The 18,253-nt window shown below is 64.1% G+C and carries 16 protein-coding genes; 3 read left to right on the top strand and 13 right to left on the bottom strand.

All coding sequences use genetic code 11. The features are described 5' to 3' along the window. Nucleotides 1-70 precede the first annotated feature (70 nt). Nucleotides 71-517, bottom strand: coding sequence for an NUDIX hydrolase (locus tag KI241_RS12730; RefSeq protein ID WP_080964420.1), 447 nt, complete (start codon nt 515-517; stop codon nt 71-73). Between the two features lie 382 nt (nt 518-899). Here KI241_RS12730 and KI241_RS12725 point away from each other — a divergent pair, with 382 nt between their 5' ends. After that, nucleotides 900-1,142, top strand: a complete 243-nt coding sequence (locus tag KI241_RS12725) for a hypothetical protein (RefSeq protein WP_212803783.1) — start codon at nt 900-902, stop codon at nt 1,140-1,142. Between the two features lie 6 nt (nt 1,143-1,148). Here KI241_RS12725 and KI241_RS12720 read toward each other — a convergent pair whose 3' ends face one another. Genes KI241_RS12720 through KI241_RS12710 form a run of 3 tightly spaced genes read right to left on the bottom strand, consistent with a single transcriptional unit; the run spans nt 1,149 to nt 4,126 of the window. Next, the gene (locus KI241_RS12720) at nt 1,149-1,475 is read right to left on the bottom strand and encodes a hypothetical protein (protein ID WP_042731507.1); all 327 of its coding nucleotides are present in this window, start codon (nt 1,473-1,475) and stop codon (nt 1,149-1,151) included. After that, nucleotides 1,472-2,833 (bottom strand): acyclic terpene utilization AtuA family protein, encoded by a 1,362-nt coding sequence (locus KI241_RS12715; protein ID WP_212803782.1) that lies wholly within the window; start codon nt 2,831-2,833, stop codon nt 1,472-1,474. The genes KI241_RS12720 and KI241_RS12715 overlap by 4 nt, the downstream gene beginning before the upstream one ends. Then, nucleotides 2,834-4,126, bottom strand: coding sequence for a citrate:proton symporter (locus tag KI241_RS12710; protein ID WP_042731505.1), 1,293 nt, complete (start codon nt 4,124-4,126; stop codon nt 2,834-2,836). It abuts the gene before it with no gap. A gap of 131 nt (nt 4,127-4,257) precedes the next feature. On the opposite strand from KI241_RS12710, the gene KI241_RS12705 reads away from it, so the two are divergent. After that, nucleotides 4,258-5,136: a LysR family transcriptional regulator gene (locus KI241_RS12705; RefSeq protein WP_212803781.1), complete on the top strand. Its 879-nt coding sequence runs from the start codon at nt 4,258-4,260 to the stop codon at nt 5,134-5,136. Nucleotides 5,137-5,159: 23 nt separating this feature from the next. Here the strand turns inward: KI241_RS12705 and KI241_RS12700 are convergent, their stop codons facing one another. The 5 genes from KI241_RS12700 to KI241_RS12680 form a co-directional block, all read right to left on the bottom strand. Then, nucleotides 5,160-7,595 (bottom strand): MMPL family transporter, encoded by a 2,436-nt coding sequence (locus tag KI241_RS12700; RefSeq protein WP_212803780.1) that lies wholly within the window; start codon nt 7,593-7,595, stop codon nt 5,160-5,162. A 57-nt stretch (nt 7,596-7,652) separates the two neighbouring features. Next, the gene (locus KI241_RS12695) at nt 7,653-8,735 is read right to left on the bottom strand and encodes a YCF48-related protein (RefSeq protein ID WP_244868275.1); all 1,083 of its coding nucleotides are present in this window, start codon (nt 8,733-8,735) and stop codon (nt 7,653-7,655) included. 85 nt (nt 8,736-8,820) lie between these two features. After that, nucleotides 8,821-10,182: a DUF1329 domain-containing protein gene (locus KI241_RS12690; protein ID WP_042730976.1), complete on the bottom strand. Its 1,362-nt coding sequence runs from the start codon at nt 10,180-10,182 to the stop codon at nt 8,821-8,823. Between the two features lie 18 nt (nt 10,183-10,200). Then, entirely contained in the window at nt 10,201-11,847 is a 1,647-nt protein-coding gene (locus KI241_RS12685; protein ID WP_042730977.1) for a DUF1302 domain-containing protein, read from the bottom strand. Between the two features lie 105 nt (nt 11,848-11,952). After that, entirely contained in the window at nt 11,953-12,720 is a 768-nt protein-coding gene (locus KI241_RS12680; protein ID WP_212803779.1) for a coniferyl-alcohol dehydrogenase, read from the bottom strand. Nucleotides 12,721-12,996: 276 nt separating this feature from the next. Here KI241_RS12680 and KI241_RS12675 point away from each other — a divergent pair, with 276 nt between their 5' ends. Then, a complete protein-coding gene (locus KI241_RS12675; protein WP_212803778.1) occupies nt 12,997-14,826 on the top strand; it encodes a sigma-54-dependent Fis family transcriptional regulator in 1,830 nt (609 codons plus the stop codon). A 16-nt stretch (nt 14,827-14,842) separates the two neighbouring features. Here KI241_RS12675 and KI241_RS12670 read toward each other — a convergent pair whose 3' ends face one another. The 4 genes from KI241_RS12670 to KI241_RS12660 form a co-directional block, all read right to left on the bottom strand. Then, nucleotides 14,843-15,496: a TetR/AcrR family transcriptional regulator gene (locus KI241_RS12670; RefSeq protein ID WP_080922114.1), complete on the bottom strand. Its 654-nt coding sequence runs from the start codon at nt 15,494-15,496 to the stop codon at nt 14,843-14,845. Between the two features lie 91 nt (nt 15,497-15,587). Beyond that, entirely contained in the window at nt 15,588-16,028 is a 441-nt protein-coding gene (locus KI241_RS27995) for an alpha/beta hydrolase fold domain-containing protein (RefSeq protein ID WP_280529468.1), read from the bottom strand. Next, nucleotides 16,025-16,528, bottom strand: a complete 504-nt coding sequence (locus tag KI241_RS27990; RefSeq protein ID WP_280529467.1) for an alpha/beta hydrolase fold domain-containing protein — start codon at nt 16,526-16,528, stop codon at nt 16,025-16,027. Before KI241_RS27990 ends, KI241_RS27995 begins: the two co-directional genes overlap by 4 nt. Nucleotides 16,529-16,546: 18 nt before the next feature. Further along, a complete protein-coding gene (locus KI241_RS12660) occupies nt 16,547-17,989 on the bottom strand; it encodes a coniferyl aldehyde dehydrogenase (RefSeq protein WP_123578999.1) in 1,443 nt (480 codons plus the stop codon). Nucleotides 17,990-18,253: the final 264 nt, after the last annotated feature.

Here is an 18,253-nt window from a genome sequence, read left to right as displayed (position 1 = left end):
GCGTGATCACTCAGAGTTTCGAGTCGCCAGGGCAACGTTGTGAGGACGTTTACCCCCTCACATCAGTCATTCAATCCAACAGCGAAGCCTGTTTGAGCAGCTCGAAAAGCCCCTCAGGTACCAGTGGGGATGTCGCGGTAAAACTGGAGCCCAGGCACCATTTGGCTCTGAACGGAGCACCATTGCTTTCATGGCCATCCAGCCAAGGACGTTCATAGACGCTTTTATCATCGAACCTTGCATCGAAGACCTGGACGATCTCATGCCCTGGTTTGCCTGCGTAGGTGAAGATACTTTCCAACGTGCCGATCAATCGAACATCACTGATCGAAAGCGCCAGTTCTTCCTGCACTTCTCGGGCAATGGCTTCGATCCCTCTTTCACCGAACTCAATGCCGCCGCCAACAGGGCGAAAGAGCGTCTGCTGTGCAACGGCGTCGTAGAACTGGTTGACCAGTATCTTTCCCTGGTGATGGAAGATACACAGAGCGAGGGGGCGAATGCGTGGTTCTGACACGAGTGAAATTCCCTTTTGATTGGACGATACGTTTCCCTCCGCGCAAAAGGCATTCAATGCTGCGTATGGCGGCCAATTATGCGATAGGAGCTCGCCCATTTCACCTCAACTGTCACGAATAGGCGTAGCACCAGCCGTGCCCGATTTTCTCAATAGCATTTAATCGCTCCGCCTTGCAGAAACGCCAACATAATGGCGTCGATTTTGACCAAATCATCAACGCAGACAATAAGTGACATTTTTCCGACGGAAGGCATCGCCGTGCCATTGCTGGAGGTTTGAGGGAAGGCTCATCATCCGCTTGTCATTGCTTCTCGCCTGGGCCTTTCGGGGCCAATGCAAGGTGCATCAATCGCATCGTTTCGATGGGAGCAATATCAGGATGATGACCGTCTACGTTATGGTTATGACCATCTGCACCGGCGGCGAAGGCTGCGTGGAAGAACGCAAGCACGCGCCCACTTACGCCACTAAAGCGATGTGCGTGGAATCGGCCAGGCACATGGCGGCGCGCAAAGGCGTGAAGTTCAAATGCCGCAGCGAGCGGTCGTGGGTGCCGAGCACTGCGTCGGGCGCGGGCGGCCAGGAGCGTGTCGTCTCGACCGACGTCAAGGCGCACCCGTGACCGTCCTCAGGAGCCCGGCATCTCCAGGTCCAGCAACGCCGCCCCCAGTGCCTTCCCATGCGCATCGAGCGCCAGCGAACGGGTAACCCCACCCCGCAAGATGCCAGGCAGGACAAAGTTGAGCGCCCGCACTTTGGGCAGTTCATAGCGACGGATCATCGGCCCTTGTGGGTCCAGCAGCCCGGCAAAATGCTCGGCGACGCGCTCCACCGTGAGCCACTCACAGAGGCGCGGATAATCTTCGGCGTTGAACGCAATCACGGAGATATTGGAGGTGTCGCCCTTGTCCCCTGTGCGGGAATGGGCCAGGTCTCGCAGTTTGAGGCGACTCATTGCAGGTCCTCCGAATGAATCTTCACGCTGACCGCGTCGCGCGGCAGTAACAACGAAGCCACCGCCACCACCTGACGCACCGATTTGTTCGCCCCGCCACCGCCGTAAGGCCCATTGGTGTAGAGGGTTTCCACTTCGTTGCCGATGCGCACGGCCGCGGCGCGGTCAGCGCAACGGGCCGCGACCCGCAAACGCACTTCCCAAGGCTCGCTGTCCGAGCGTGCGCCCAGCTCGGTGCCGTGCAGCGCGTCGACCCCGATCAGCTCGGCGCGGATCTCTTCATAGACCACGCCGGTCAGTTTCAAGCGCTCCAGCACCACCTCCCGGGCCAAACGGCCGCGCGCCAGGGCCCCCGGCCCGCCATAGGAGATCTGGCCCTCGCCGATCCAGCCATCGAGGTAACCCACCGACACTTTGAGGTCGGCGGGTCGCGCCTGGCCACCGGCCCCCTGGACGGCGACCTGGTCCGGCCCGGGCGCCGTGAACGAGACACCGGAAAAATCGGCACTGACATCGGGGGTGAGGTACGCGGCGGGGTCGTGCACTTCATAGATCATCTGTTCGGTGCAGGTCGCCGGGTCGATGCGCCCACCTGAACCTGCGACCTTGCTGATCACTGCATGGCCCGTCGCGTCCACTTCAGCCAAGGGAAAGCCCAGGCGCGCCAGGTTAGGCACGTCCTTGAACCCCGGATCGGCAAAGTAGCCTCCGCTGAGCTGCCCCGCGCATTCGAGCAAGTGCCCCACCAGCGTGCCGCGACCCAACCGGGCCCAATCGTCCGCCGCCCAGCCGAACTCGAACACCTGCGGCGCGAGAAACAACGACGGATCGGCCACCCGACCGGTAATCACCACGTCGGCGTCGGCCTGCAATGCCTCGATGATGCCGTCCACCCCCAGGTACGCGTTGGCCGATATCAGGCGCTTGCCCAATGACGCCAAGGTCTGGCCGTTATCCAGGGTCTGCCTCGAATCTTCCAGCACGGTGGCCAGCACATCGTCGCCGGTCACCGCGACCACCTTCAGCCCCGACAAGCCCAACTGCCGGGCGATGCGCCGTACTTCCCGGGCCGCGTCCAAGGGATTGGCCGCGCCCATGTTGGTGATCACCCGCAATCGGCGACGCCCCTCGGTGCCACGGCCGACAAAGGGCAGCACCCGGAGCATCCGCTCACTGAGCAACGGATCGTAGCCGGCCTGCGGATCAGCAAGCCGCGCTTGTTGGGCCAGGGCAATTGTGCGCTCGGCCAGGCATTCGAACACCAGGTAATCCAGCTCGCCGTGCTCGGCCAATTCGATCGCCGGCTCGATACGATCGCCCGAATAACCGGCACCGGAGCCGATGCGTAAGGTTTTCATTCAAAAGACTCCAATGAGCAGCGCCGTCACGGTCATCAGCACCGAGGCGGCGAACAGGAAGGGAATGGTGAAGCGTTGGTGATCGGCCAATTCGATCTTGCACAGCCCCACCAGCAGGAACGTCGCCGGGGTCAGCGGACTGACCGGGAAACCGGTGGTGTGCACGCCCAGCAGTGACGCCTGGGCCACTTGCAATGGATCGACGCCCAGGGCGCGCCCGACTTCGGCCACCACCGGCATCACGCCGAAATAGAAGGAATCGGGGTCGAACAGCAGGCTCAGGGGCATGGAGATGAACCCCACGACCATCGGGATCAATTTGCCGTGCCCGGCGGGAATCTGCGCCACCGCCACCTCAGCCATGGCCTTGAGCATGCCGCTGCCCTGCATGATGCCGGTGAAGACCCCGGCAGCCAGCAGAATGCTCGCCATCGTCAGGGCGGTTTTCGCATGGGCGTCGATGCGGGCGCGTTGGGCATCGACGTTCGGGTAGTTGATGCACAACGCCAGGACCGTGCCGAGCATGAACATCACCACCGGATCCACCACGCCCGCAATCATCACGCCCATCACCACCACGGTCAGGACCAGGTTGAGCCAGAACAGGCGTGGCTTGCGCAAGGCGACTTCCGCCTCGCTGAGCACCCGCTGCGCGACCACCTCGACGGTTGCCCCAGCGCCCAGCCCCAGGCGCTTTTCTTCGCGACGCCCCAGGTACCAGGCGCAGGCAAAGACGAAGACCAGACCGACGAGCTGCACGGGAATCAGCGGCTGGAACAGATCGGCCACCGGCACATGCAAGGCCGCCGAGGAGCGCAAGACCGGGCCGGTCCAGGGCAGGAAGTTGACCCCGGCGGCCATGGCGGTGACGCAGGCCAGGATGCGCTTGTCCATGCCCAGGCGGGTGTACAGCGGCAGCATGGCCGGAATGGTCACCAGGAAGGTCACCGCGCCGGAACCGTCCAGGTGCACCAGCAGCGCCAACAACGCGGTGCCCATGACGATACGCGTCGGCCGGGTGCCGACACGCTTGAGGATACGGTCGATGATCGGGTCGAGCATGCCGGCGTCGGTCATGACGCCGAAGAACAGAATCGCGAACACGAACATCCCGACCACCGGGGCGACGTTCTTGATGCCGGTGATGATGAATGCGCTGGTTTGCAGGCCGAAACCGCCGATCAGCGCGGCGATGATCGGCAGTGCGATCAGGGCGACCAGGGGGGACAGGCGTTTGCTCATCACACAGGCGAGCAGACAGAGGATGGTGACGACACCGAGTATGGCGAGCATGGGGAGGTCCTGTTCGGCATCTCTGTTCGCGGCGGCGATGAGATGCGCTGTTGTTGTTTTCCCCGAGTATTGGAATTGCCGGTATTCTTTGTAAATTGAAATGTTCGGTGACCTGCATTCGGAAAAACAAAATGAAGAACTCGATCCAGCACATCCGCGCCTTCCTTGCCGTGGCGCAAACCGGCAGTTTCGCCAAGGCCGCGGCGGCCCTGAACCTCTCGCCTTCAGCGCTGACCGTGCAGATCCAACAATTGGAAGACTGGCTCGGCGTCGCCTTGCTCGAACGCAGCCCGCGTCACGTGGCCCTGACCAGTGCCGGGCAGAACAACCTGCTGCCGATGGAGAAACTGCTGCTGGACCTGGACAACATCGTCAACGCCTCCCGGGACCTGGCGGCGCTGCGCCGAGGCGTCGTCACCATCGCCGCCCTGCCCTCGCTGTGTGCCGGTGCGCTGCCGCCGTTGTTGAAACAGTTTCGTGAGCAGTTTCCGGGAATCGAGGTGCGCTTGCGGGATGTCGTGGCACGCCGGATCGACACCCTGGTGCGCGACGGCGAAGTGGACTTCGGCCTCGGCGTGCGTGCGCGGACGAACCATGGGTTGGCGTTTGAAACGGTGTTGGAAGATCGCCTTTGCCTGTTTCTTCCGATCGGTCATCGGTTGGCCCGGCGACGCACGATCAAGCCAAGCGAATTGACGACCCAACCGATCATCCTCACCGGACGCGACAGCAGCGTGCGCGAGTTGGTGGAACAACTGTTCGCCGACGCCAACCTGACACTCATGCCGGGACTGGAGGCCAACTACATGTCGACGGTCCTGGCGTTGGTGCGCCAGGGCCTGGGGGTGAGCCTGCTGCCGGAATCGGCGGACGATGACCGGGCGGGACTGGTCAAGATCCCCGTGGACCACCCGGACGTCACCCGCCAGCTTGGCCTGATCACCCGCACCGGCCAGGCGCTGTCGCCGGCCGCCGAGCAGTTCATCGCGATGGCCAAGGCGTTTTTCTAAAGCCTAGGCATGCAGGCGTAGGCTCACCGCTGCACCACCGTTTGCAACGCGCCACTGGCTTCAGGCTTTTTTGCGAACAACCTCTGTGGCAACAGGAAGTACGCCAACGCCGGCAGCAGGATCAGCGCGCCGAGCATGTTCACCAGGAACATGAACGCCAGCAGGATACCCATGTCGGCCTGGAACTTGATCGGCGAGAACGCCCAGGTCGCCACGGCGATCGCCAGGGTAATGCCCGTCAGCAGGACCACCTTGCCGGTGAACAGCAGCGCCCGGTAATACGCCTCGGACAGCGAGGCGCCGGCACGCATGTGCGTGAGGATCACGCTCAGCACGTAGAGGGCGTAGTCGACGCCGATGCCCACCCCCAGGGCGATCACCGGCAGCGTGGCCACCTTGACGCCCATGCCCAGGCCCACCATCAAGGCCTCGCAGAGGATCGAGGTGAGCATCAGCGGCAGCACGGCGGCGAGCACCGCGCGCCAGGAGCGGAACGTCACCCAGCAGAGCAGGATGACCGCGCCATAGACCCAGAACAGCATTTCGCGCATGGCTTTCTTGACCACGATATTGGTCGCGGCCTCGATCCCGGCGCTGCCCGCGGCGAGCATGAACTTCACCTGCGGCAGTTGCTGTTGTGCAATGAAGGCCTCGCTGGTCTGCACCACCCGCTCCAGGGTGTCGGCCTTGTGGTCGGCGAGGTAGACGTACAGCGAAAGCAGCGAACAGCCCTGGTTGAACAGCTCCCGTGGCGCCCGCGTCTGCACCGCGCCCAGGGCACCGTCGTTGGGGATCAGTTCGTACCACTTGAAGTTGCCTTCGTTGTAGCCGGCGGCGGCGATCTTGCTCAGGGCGGCCATGGAGTTGGTCGACTCGACGCCCGGCAGTTGCTCCAGTTGCCAGGCCAGGGCGTCCACGGCGGCCAGGGTCGAATAGCGGGTGCACTGGTCTTCTGGGGTTTTGACCATGACCACGAAGATGTCCGAACTGGCCGCGTAGTTTTGCGTCATGAAGGCCGCGTCGCGGTTGTAGCGTGAGTCGGGACGTAACTCCGGGGCACCCGGGTCGAGGTCGCCGATCTTCAAGTGCAGGCTGATCGCGAACCCGCCGACCGCCAGCAGCAGGCCTACCAGGCAGGCTACATAAGCCCAGGGCCGTTGGGTGAACAGGTCGAGGAAGCGCCACAACGGGTGCTTGACGTTCGCCTGCACCTCGGCGGTTTCCGCCCGCAGGCTGCGCGCCGCCGCCTGGCTGCCAACGCCGATGTAGCTGAGCAGGATGGGCAGCAGGATCAGGTTGGTGAAGATCAGCACCGCCACACCGATGCTGGCGGTGATCGCCAGGTCCTGGATGACCCGGATCTTGATCACCATCAGCACGGCGAACCCGACCGCGTCACACAGCAGCGCGGTCATGCCGGCGGCGAACAGGCGGCGGAAGGTATAGCGCGCAGCGACCACCCGGTGCGTGCCGCGACCAATGTCCTGCATGATGCCGTTCATCTTCTGCGCACCGTGGCTCATGCCGATGGCGAACACCAGGAACGGCACCAGCGCCGAATAAGGGTCCAGGTCATAACCGAGCGTGGCCAGCAAACCCATCTGCCAGAGCACCGCCACCAGCGAGCACAGCACCACCAGCGCGGTGCTGCGGGCGCAACGGGTGTACCAGTAGAGCACGGCCACGGTCACCAGCACCGCGACCACGAAGAACAGCATGACCTGCAGCAACCCGGCGACCAGGTCACCGATGATCTTGGTGAAGCCAGTGATGTGGATCTGGATGCGCTCGTTCTGGTACTTGTCGCGCAAGGCCTCCAGTTGCCGCGAGAACGCGCCTGCGTCCAGGGCCTTGCCAGTCTCCGGGTTGATTTCCAGCAACGGCACGAAGATCACGCTGGACTGGAAGTTGCCGGCCACCAGTTGGCTGATCTCGCCGGAGCGGGCCACGTTAGTGCGCACCTGTTCCAGGCTGGCCGGCGAACCGTCGTAGGTGTCGGGGATGACCGTGCCGCCATCCAGCCCTTCTTCGGTCACTGAGGTCCAGCGCGTGGTCGGCGTCCACAGCGACTTCATGTAGGGCTTGTCGACGCCCGGCAGCAGGTAGATTTCGTCGTTGAGCCTGGCCAGGGTGTCCAGGTAGTCCTTGTCGAAGATGCTGCCCTCGGTGACCGCCACAGCGATGCGGACCGAATTGCCGAGGCCACTCAGTTCGCTGCGCTGTTCCAGGAAGTTGGCGACGTAGGGATGGGAGGTCGGGATGGTCTTTTCAAAACTGGCATTGAGGCCGATCTTGCTGGCCTGGTAGCCCAGCACCAGGGTCGCCAGCAGGCAGAGCAGGATCACCCAGGGACGGTGATTGAAGATCGCCCGCTCGCCCGGGTTGCCGGAACGCGGATCGAAATCCTCCAGGCGGGCGATCACCACTTGCTGTTCGAGGGCAGGATTATGCTCGTTCACATCGGACTCCGAATACGGCCACAGGGGGCGCGGGTACAGTGCGCGCTGGCGAGTTGCTCAACGTTGCGCCGAAGAAAAAAGGACATGGTCGAGGCGGGTCGGACCGTTCAGGCCGACGCATACCAGGCTGCCGTCCGGTGCCGCCACCACGCCAGCGATGGAGGTCGCGGCCGGGGCCGGTGAACGTCGAAAGTGACGTCCCGGGTCAAGACTGAGCAGCACGTCGCCGGCCTGGCTGGCCAGGACCCAAGTGCCATCCGCCAATCGGGTGGCGGCGGACAGGGCCACTTCCAGGTCGGTGTCGATCGGTTGCCAGCGGCCGCCTTGGTCCCCCGACCAATAGGCGTTGCCACGCAAACCGAAGGCCACCACCTCTCCCGTCGAACTGCCTTGCAGGCCGAAGAAGCTGCCCTCATAGGGTGATTCCAGTGCCTGAAAGCTGTGCCCGTTGTCCTGTGAACGCAGCAGCAACCCGCGCTCGCCGACGATGAACAGCGCACTCCCCGCCGCACGAATGCCGTACAGGTTGAGGTCCTCGGGGTTTTCCACCTGCCGCATCCACGGCTGCCAGTGACTGCCGCCGTCACGGGTGTGCAGGATCAGGCCATAGGCGCCGACCGCGTAGCCGGTGCGCCGGTCACTGAAGTACAGGTCGAGAAAAGGCTTGTCCGGCCCGTCGGCCACCAGCCGCTCGGCATCCTTCAACGCCTTGGGATCATCCCCTTCGCGAGCCTGGGCCAGGGCCAACTGCGCGGCGGCGACGCCGTCCAGTTGCTTGGTCCAGGATTCGCCGCCGTCGGTGCTGTGCAGGATCACACCCATGTGGCCCACGGCCCAACCTTCCTGCGCATCCACGAACTGCACCGCCGTAAGACTGACGCTGACCGGCACCTTTGCCTGGCGCCAGCTCACGCCGGAGTCATCCGACAGCAACACGATGCCGCGCTCGCCGACCGCCACCAACCGTTCACCGGCCCGGGTCACCGCCAGCAACACCGAATGGGCTGCCTTGGCACTTTGCAGCGCTGCCTGGTCGAGCAACGCAACCCGTGGGGTCGCCATCGCCCAGCCCGGCATCAGCATGACCGCCAGCAGCAGGGTCGCCGGCAGCGTGCGCGTGAGTGAAAATTTACCGATCATTGTCCGCTCCAACCGCCCAAGAAGAGTGATCCAACTGCCCGCCCGCGAGCGCCGAAGCCGCAGCCTCGGCGCCGTGCCCCAAGGCTCAGCGGCTGCTGTCGTTGGCCATGGCGTCCGGGGTGAAGAACGCCGCTGGTGGACGCGGATAGCTCTGGTACTGCACGTTCAGGTCGTTGGCCGACGAGTTGAGGAAGTAGGCCCCGGTTTCCAGGTTGTAGCTGCCCCACGACATCTGGGCCGTCAGCGCCGGCATTTCCGGTGCCAGCAAGGTCAGCGAGTAGTTGTGGCGGCCCAATTTGCCCTGGGCGTCGTAACCGTCGACCAGCAGCACCTGCCAGGAATCCTCATCCACGTAGTAGGTGCGCTTGGGCACCACGTGGCGCTTGCCGTCCTTGAGCGTGGCACTCACCACCCAGACCCGGTGTTTCTCCCAGCGCACCAGGTCCGGGTTGAGGAAGTTCGGCTTGACCAGGTCGTCGCTTTTCGCCGCCGCCGCACGGTTGTTGTTGTAGGGCACCAGCAGCTCTTTCTTGCCCACCAGCTTCAGGTCGTGTCGGTCGGTAGGGCCGAAGACCATGAACGCCTCATCGAAGAAACCGACGCCCGAGGTGACGAAGTCCGGGGTGTCGTAGGCGATGTTCGGCGCCCGCCGTACCCGACGCTGGCCAACCAGGTACTGCCAGGCGGCACGCTTGCCCGGGTCCATGTCCCAATGGGTCATCAGGCCTTCGCCGGCCTTGGAGGACGGCAGTTCCGTCGCCAGTTTGCCGATCAGGAACTTGCTCCCGAAGGTCTCCAGGCTGCCTTCCTTGAAATAGTAGGGATTCTGGTACCAGAACCGCGCCCGGGTGGCCTGGATCTTCTTGCCGCCCGCGGTCATCAGCCAGGTGTCGAACGGCGAGTAGAACGTGTCGGCGCCCTGCCAGGACAGGCGGTAGTTCCACAGCACCTCGGCGCCGTTCTGCGGCAATGGGAAAGGAATCCCGCCATAGGCGCCGCTGACTTTTTCGGTCTCCACCTCCAGGCTGGCACGGGTCGCGTTCTTCAGCGTGTTGTCGTACACCCACTGCGGCGCGGCGGCACTGCGGTGGGTCGGATAGACATCGAGCCGGTAGCCCGGATACTTCTGCAGCAAGGCCTTGGTGCCATCGGCCAACTGGTCGGCGTACTGCGCCATGTTGGCGGCGGTCACCGAGAACAACGGCTTGTCGGCGGCGAAGGGGTCGGCACGCTTGTCGCCGTTTTTGTAGCCTGCCGGCACGGTGGTGTAGCCCCCGGTCCACGCCGGAATGCTGCCGTCCTTGTTGCCTGCACGCTCGGCGCCCATAGGCGTGAGGTCACTGTTGAGCCGCGCGGCCTGCTCGGGGGACACCGCCGCCTGCACCAGGCCGGCACTGAGCAAGGCAATGGCCAGGGCCGAAATACGCAAGGAAATTTTGCTTTGCATAGCGGATGAAACCTCTTATTAGAATGTGGTTTTCACGTACATGGAAACGAAGTCGCGGTCCGCCAGCGATTGCGCATAGCTGAAGTTGCCGTCTTCGCGCAGACCCGCCGCGGCCTTGCCGAAGAAGTTCACGTAGTTGATGCCAAAGTCCCAGCGCTGCAGGTACGTGGCCTTGACACCGACACTCCAGTCACCGGCATGGGAGTTGCCGAAACCGCCTTTGCTGACGGCCGACGAACGCCCGTCCAGCCCGACGCCAAACCCCACCGGCACGCTCAAATCGAGGCCGTCGGCCACCTGGAAGTACGCTGGCTCGGCCAGCACTCGCAGCGCGGTGGCGTCGCGGGTGGTGTTGGGGTCCAGGGCAGCGCGGTTGTCCGTCACGCTGAGGGTGCGGTTCCAGGCCAGTTCGGCGAGCACCGAGCCGCCGTCCCAGAACGTGCCGGGCGACAGCAGGTAGATCGTCGACAGGTTGACGTGGGCGGTCTTGCCCTTGGCGTAGAGCGCGTCACCGCTGTTGTCCGCCGCGGTGCCCGGGGTCACCACCTGCAGATTGCTGACCAGCGGCGCGTCCCAGCGCACCGACGTTTCACCGGCGAAGTTGAACGGGCCGTAGGCCGTGGAGAAACTGGCGCCGACGGTCTTGATGTCTTCGGCGTAGACCTGGCGATAGGCATTGAGGATCGGCAATCCGGTGGCCGCCGCCGCGGCGCCGTCGAGGTAGGCGTACAGCGCACTCGGCGTCTTGTCGTGGTACTTGGCGGCGTAGAAGCCCAGCTCCAGCTCGGTGCCTTCAGGCTTGAAGCGCAACTGCATGCCGCCCTGCCCCGAGTTCCTGGCCTCGATGTCCGAAGCGTGCACGGTGGTGTTGCCGAACACCTCGGTCCAGTCACCCGCGCCTTTGCCGATGCCATCGTTGTCGCTCAGGTAACTGCCCGCACCCGGGACGTTGGAGCGTTCCCACTCGAACTGGTAGTAGGCACCGACGGACAATTGTGGGTTGATCTGCAATTGGCCGGACACTTGATTGACCGGGCGCAGGATTTCCTTGAACTGCGTCCCCGGCACGCTGAGCAACTTGACCACGTCGGTGGGCCCTTGGGCCGCGGCGATGCCGTTGCTGCCGTAGAACAGGCTCTCGCCGTAGATCAGGCTGTGCCGGCCCAGGCGCACCGTGCCCTGGCTGGTGTCTCCCACGTCGCCGCGCAGAAACACGAAGGCGTCCAGCAGTTCGGCGTCACGCCCGTGCAGCTCACGGGTGTCGTCGAGGAAATGCGGATTGGCGCTGTCGTCGGTGTCCTTGTTGTAGACATCGTCGTACCAGGCCGCGCCGCTGATGCGCAGGCCGTAGTTCTGCCGGCTCAGGTCCATTTCACTGAACAGGTCCAGGCGGTTGGAAACCAGGCCCCGGCTGAAATTCCTGTCGCCCTGGCCCTGGATCGAGGGGTACAGGCCGCCTGCCGTCGACGCATTGGTCAGGTGGTCGTCGGCACCTTGCAAGCGCCAGGCCTGGCTGTACTTGATGGTGTTGTCCCAGCGCAGGCGCCAGTCACTGTCACCGAGGTCGATTTGCGCAGCCTGGGACTGAGTGGCCCAACCGGCCAGACACACCGACAGGGCCAGAGCGTTGCGTGTAAAGCCCGGATAGCATCGAGAATTGTGCATGGTGTTCCTCATTGTTCTTGTTGTGGGAAGCCTGTTCTGTACGCGGGTCGCCCGGGACACGAGCGGCAGCGGGTTACACGAAAATGCGCGGGGTAGCGTTCTCCCTCAGATGTAAGTGGACGCCAGGCCGCCATCGACCGGCAGGTTGATGCCGTTGATCCAGCGGGACTCATCGGCACACAGAAACGCGATGGCAGCCGCCACCTCATCGGCGTAGGCCGGCCGCTTCATGCGATGGGCATCCGCCTCTACCCGCGCTTGGCCGAGCATGCTGACGAAGTCGCCGAGGATGGGCGTGAACACCGGGCCCGGCGCCACGCAGTTCATGCGCACCGAGGTTTGCAAGAACCACGGCTGGGCCTGCTGATAGCTCCAGACGATCAGCGCCTCTTTGAAATACTGGTAGCAACTGTCTTGCGGCACCGGATGCTGGTCCAGCCAGGCCTGGGCCTGGGCAAAGCCATCGATGGCGGCCAGGGTCTTGTGCAGCGCCAGCCGCTGCGGCCATTGCGCCCCCAGGATCGATGCGACGTTGACGATGCCGCCGCCGGCCCGGATGCGCGGCAGCAGCGCGGCGCACAGGTGCCGCACCCCGAGGTAATTGACCTGGGCGACCAACTGCGGGTCGGCGGTGCCCGGAACCCCGGCGATGTTGCAGAGCCCATCGAGGGACGCCGGCAGTGACTGCACGGCGGCGTCGATGGCATCCGGGTGGCTGAGGTCGGCCTGGATGAACTGGTCCAGGCTCAGGTTGGGCGCATTGCGATCCATGCCGATGACGCTCGCTCCGTGAGCACGCAGGGTTCGGGCCGTTTCGGCGCCGATGCCCGAGGAAACGCCGGTCACCACGATCGTCTTGTTGGTCAACTTCATAGCAGGTTCCCGATTCGTGCTTGTGCTGCCCGTACGGGCGGAGGCAGCCAAGCCATGTTGTTATTGTGCCGAATTAGTTAATCTCGGTAACTAGTTGTAGCAAGCGATATGCCATCTCCTGACAAACGACCGCCGACCGCTCAAGTACGCGGCATCCAGGCAGTTCAGAAGGATCAAGGCTCAGGTGAGCAGCAATGAGGGCGTTAGAAAAGTGATGATTTCAGCAATTTCGTGCTGCACTATGCGCAATATGATTAATCGAATTAGGGAATTGCGATGGCAGATAAGCTGATCTCCCTGGCCGAACTGTCCCGGGGCACGCAAAAGCAACCAGCGCGCGGCGCCAGTGAACAGTTGCCGCCCGGCGCCGCGCCGACGCTGCAGGACCTGACCGAATGCCTGATGTTCAGCCCCGGCGACGGACGCATCTGGCTGAACGGCGCGCGGATGCTGCTGATGCACAACAGTGGCGTGGGCGCCTTGCGCCGCGAACTGATCGAAAGCATGGGCCTGGCCCGCGCCCGGGGCATCATGCTGCGTACCGGCTACCATTGCGGTGCCCGGGACGCGGCGCTGATCAAGGAGCGCTTCCCCGAAGCAGACATCCTGGCGCTGTTCGCCGCTGGCCCGATCATCCATGCCATCGAGGGCGCGGTGAAGGTCGAGCCGGTGCATTTCGAATTCGACATGAACCTGGGCACCTACTACGGCGAGTTCCTCTGGCATCACTCCAGCGAAGACGACGAACACATCGCCCAATACGGCATCGGCACCGAACCGGCCTGTTGGATGCAGACCGGCTACGCCATCGGCTATACATCGGCGATGGTTGGACGGCTGATTCTCTATCGGGAGGTCGAATGCCGTTCCACCGGATCGAGCATCTGCCGGCTGGTGGGCAAGCCCGCCGAAGAATGGGACGACGCCGAAGAGGACCTGGCCGACCTGAACGCCGAACCCTTCGTCAGCACCGGCGGACGCAGCGCGGCGCCCCAGGGCCGGGGCGATAAAGGTGCCCTGCCCGCTCGCCTGCTGGCGGACCCGACACCGGCCCAGGACAGCGACATGGTCGGTATTTCCTCAGCCTTCAACGCGGCCTGCCACATGCTGCGTCGGGTGGCGCCGACCCAGGCGACGGTGCTGTTCACCGGTGAGTCCGGCGTCGGCAAGGAAATGTTCGCGCGGATGCTGCACCGCATCAGTCCGCGCCACGACGAGCCCTTCGTGGCCATCAACTGTGCGGCCATTCCAGAAAACCTGATGGAGTCGGAGCTGTTCGGCGTCGAGCGCGGCGCCTACACCGGCGCCACCCAATCGCGCGCCGGCCGCTTCGAGCGCGCCAATGGCGGCACGCTGTTCCTGGACGAGATCGCCACCCTCAGTTTGGTGGCCCAGGGCAAACTGCTGCGCGCCTTGCAGGAAGGTGAAGTCGAACGGGTGGGCGGCAGTCGCACCCTCAAGGTCGATGTGCGGGTGGTTGCCGCGACCAATGTCGACCTGCGCGCCGCGGCACAGCGTGGCGAGTTCCGCGAAGACTTGTTCTTTCGCCTGAACGTGTTCCCCATCCACCTGCCGCCGCTTCGCGAGCGCAAGGAGGACATCCCGCTGCTGATGACCCATTTCCTGCATCGCTTCACCCAGCGCCATGGCCGTCAGATCAGCGGCTTCACCCCGCGCACGGCAGACACCCTGCTGGCCTACGATTTTCCGGGCAACATCCGCGAATTGCAGAACCTGGTGGAGCGCGGCGTGATCAGCGCCCCGGACGGCGGCGCCATCGACCTGTCGCACCTGTTCACCAGCGGCGAACGCCTGGCTCTGCCGATGTTCTCCATCGGCACCCGCGGCCAACTCGCGGCTGCGCCGAACGCTCAAGCGGCGCCGCCTCAGGCTCCCGCCGCACCGATCCGGAGCGGCGATGAAGCCCTCCAGCAACTGTTCGGCGGCAAGGATTTGAGCCGGCTGTCGCTGCAGGAAGTCGAGGACGCGATGATCGACCGTTGCCTGAGCGAAGTGAAAGGCAACGTCTCCGAAGCGGCCCGCCGCCTGGGCCTGACTCGGGCACAGTTGTCCTATCGCTTGTCGCGGCGCCCAGCCAGTGACTAAACGTGGCGAGGGCCCTTTATTGCGGGATGAAGCAACGCCCGAACATGCCAAGCGCCACGTCGACCCGTTGGTCGATCTGCTCGTCGGACCAGCTTTGTTGCACGCCCAGGGTGAACAGCTTGAGCGGCTGCGAAATCAGCAGCGCGTCGATCAACTCGATGGCCGGCTCGACATCCTGCTGCGCCAGCAAGCCCTTGCCCGCAGCCTTGCCCAGCCAACCCCGCAACAGGCCCAGGCAACGCTCGGCCCCTTCCTGGTACCAGATTTGCGCAATCCCCGGCGCATGTTCGCGTCCCTGGGCGGCCATGAGGTAAAGCCCCAGCGCCAACGGCGACAGCGTCAACCGTGCCCATAACGTCAGGTACATGCGCAGCTCGCTGAGCAGATCCTCGGCGCTGTCGATGCCACTTTCCAGCAGCAGTTCAAGGGTCGACAGGTCCCGCGCAACCAACTTCGAGAGCAGTTGCTCCTTGCTCGCCACCAGTTGGTACAGGGTTTTCTTCGAAATACCGGCAGCACGGGCAATGGCGTCCATGGTGACGTTGGCAAAATGACCGCTGCCGAGTATCTGCGCCGCCGCGTCCAGCAACAGGCTCATCTGCTCTTCACGGCTGCGGACCGGCGGACGACCGCGAACGGGCTTGACGGGTTGCGAGGGGGTTGCGGGCATGGTGGGTCCTGGTGAGTGGCAGCGGGTGAGTCTGCCACAGGTTAAATCGGGCACCTAACCTGTGGCGAGGGCGCGTGCTCGCGCCCCTCCCTCAAACAACGGCCCCCTCGCCAGCGCTACCCTCCCGCGCCATCGCCGCTGCGCGAAACGCCTCGCCCAGCGCAGTTTCGATAACCCCCCAGGCCTCCTGCGCTGAAGCCTCCGGGCCGAGGTGGGTGAACATGTGATCGCAGCCTGCAAACATCCGCTCGTTGACTGCCACACCGGCCTGGCGCAATTTCTCGGCATAGGCCTCGCCTTCGGCGCGCAGGATGTCATGTTCGGCCGTGATCAGCGTGGTCGCGGGCATGCCCCGCAACGCCTCGACGCTTGCCAGCAACGGCGACACCAACGGGTCGCGAGCGTGATCGGGATCGCCCAGGTAACAGCCATTGAAAAAGCGCACCAACCCGGCACCGAGCAATGGTTTGTCGAGGCTCGAACGCTTCAGGCCGGGGTCCTGGAGCAGGTCCAGGACCGCATAGTCAATCACCTGGTGCACCACCCGCAGCCGCTGATGCCCCGTGCCAGGTTGGCCACCCCGGTGGCCAGGTTGCCGCCGGCGCTGTGCCCACCGACGGCCATGCGTTGGGGGTCGATGCCCAGGCTTGCCGATTGCCCGGCCAACCATTCAAGCACCGCGAAGCTCTGTCGCAAGCCCGCGGGAAATGGATGCTCGGGCGCCAGGACGTAGTCCAGGTTGACCACCAGGCAATCCAGATTGTGCGCCAGACGCCGACAATAGCTGTCGTCATGCTCCGGCACGCCAGCGACGAAACCGCCGCCGTGCAGGTTCAGGTACACCGGCAAGCGCGCCCCGTCCGAAGTCGCCGGCCAGTAGAACAACGCCCGCGCCGGTCCCCAGGACGTCGGGATGAACCGCGCCTCGACCGCACGCAGCGGGTACTGCGCCGAGTCGTAGACGAACTTGCCTTTCATGCGCTTGGCAAAGGCGCGCAACAGCTTGGCCTTGAGGGTTTGAGGCAACGTCATGATCAGGCTCCCGGCGGCTCAGTGGGCCGTCAACAATTGATCCAGCAGGCCGTGGACCATCGGCCCATACGGCGCGCGCATCGCCAGGTTGGATTCACCCACCGGGCTTTGCACCACCACTGCCTTGGCATGGCTGAACGTGCGGAAACCATGGGCACCGTGATAAGCCCCCATGCCGGCGTGCCCCACGCCGCCGAACGGCAACGCCTCGAACAGCACATGGCTCATGACGTCGTTGATCACCACGCCACCGGAGGTCGTGCGTTGCAGCACCTGCTGGCGCTCGCTGGCGTCCTCGCCAAAGTAATAGGCCGCCAGGGGCCGGGGTTGCCCGTTGACGTAGTCGATCGCCGTGGCGAAATCCTGGTAGGTCTTGATCGGCAACAGCGGGCCGAAAATCTCCTCGCGCATCACCTGCATGTGCTCGTTGGGGTTGAGCACCAGGGTCGGGGCGATCTTGCGGATCTCGCGATCGTTCAGGTCTTCCTGCTCCGGGTTGATCTCGATCAGCCGCGCGCCCTTGGCATGGGCATCGACCAGGTAGCCTTGCAGGCGGCCGAAATTGCGCGGGTTGATGATGGAGGTGTAGTCCGGGTTGTCGCGCAGCGTCGGGTACATCTGGGCGACGAAGCGGATGGCCTCGACGGTGAAGTCTTCCAGCCACTCTTGCGGCAGCAGCACGTAGTCTGGCGCCAGGCAGATCTGGCCGGCGTTCAGGGTTTTCACCGTCATCACCCGCTGGACCACGGTCGCCAGGTCGGCACTGCGCGAGACCAACACCGGCGACTTGCCGCCCAACTCCAGGGTCACCGGCACCAGATTGTCCGAGGCGGCGCGCATGATGTGCCGCGCCACCGACGTGCCGCCGGTAAAAATCAAGTGATCGAACGGCTGCGCACTGAACAATGCGCCGACCTCGGCCCCACCCAGCACCGTGGTCAGCTCGTGTTCGTCGAAGTAACGGGCGATCAGCTCGGCCAACAGCGCCGAGGTGCGCGGCGTCAGCTCGGACGGCTTGAGCATGGCCCGGTTACCGGCGGCGAAGATGCTGGCCAGCGGGCCGAACGCCAACACGACAGGGAAATTCCACGGGCTGATCACCCCCACCACGCCCAGCGGCTGATACTCGACCCGTGCCTCGCAACCCGGGAACGGCGCCGGATGGGGTTCGGATTGCGCCCACTCGGCCAGGTGCTCCCGGCAATGCTTGAGGCTTGCCACGGAGCCTGCGATATCGGTCAGCAGCGTCTGTTCGCGACTGCGGTGGCCAAAGTCCGCCGACACCGCCGCGACGATGGCTTCGCGGTTGTCCAGCAACAAGGCGATCGCCCGGTCAAGTCGATCACGGCGCAGCGCCAGGCTGGGCGGCCCCTCATCCAGATGGGCACGTTTCATTCGGGCGAGCGCCGCAGCGAGTTGTTCGGCGCTGACGGCCGTATCGTGGTGACCGAGGATGCTCATGGCGTATCTTCCTGCTGGTTAATTGTTATGAGTCAGTACTAAATGCCCGGCAAGACAGCCACCTCTGCTGCCTCGCCGGGCGAGTATGACAAAAAACCAGACAAAGGAAACCATTAAGTTTCCTAACTTTAAAAAAGCGACATGAGGCCTTTAACCCCATAAAACGAAGGCTAATGGCTGGAAGGGATAGCCGCGCGGTTCAGTGGCCGCAGCAAGCAAGAAGCCATCCGGATGGGTTGTGGACAGCGGCGCAATACGCAAGCT

This window comes from Pseudomonas sp. Cab53 (assembly GCF_018325965.1).
Taxonomy (GTDB): domain Bacteria; phylum Pseudomonadota; class Gammaproteobacteria; order Pseudomonadales; family Pseudomonadaceae; genus Aquipseudomonas; species Aquipseudomonas chlororaphis_E.
The sequence above is the reverse complement of the archived record's forward strand: the minus strand, read 5'-3'. Positions and strand labels throughout refer to the sequence as shown.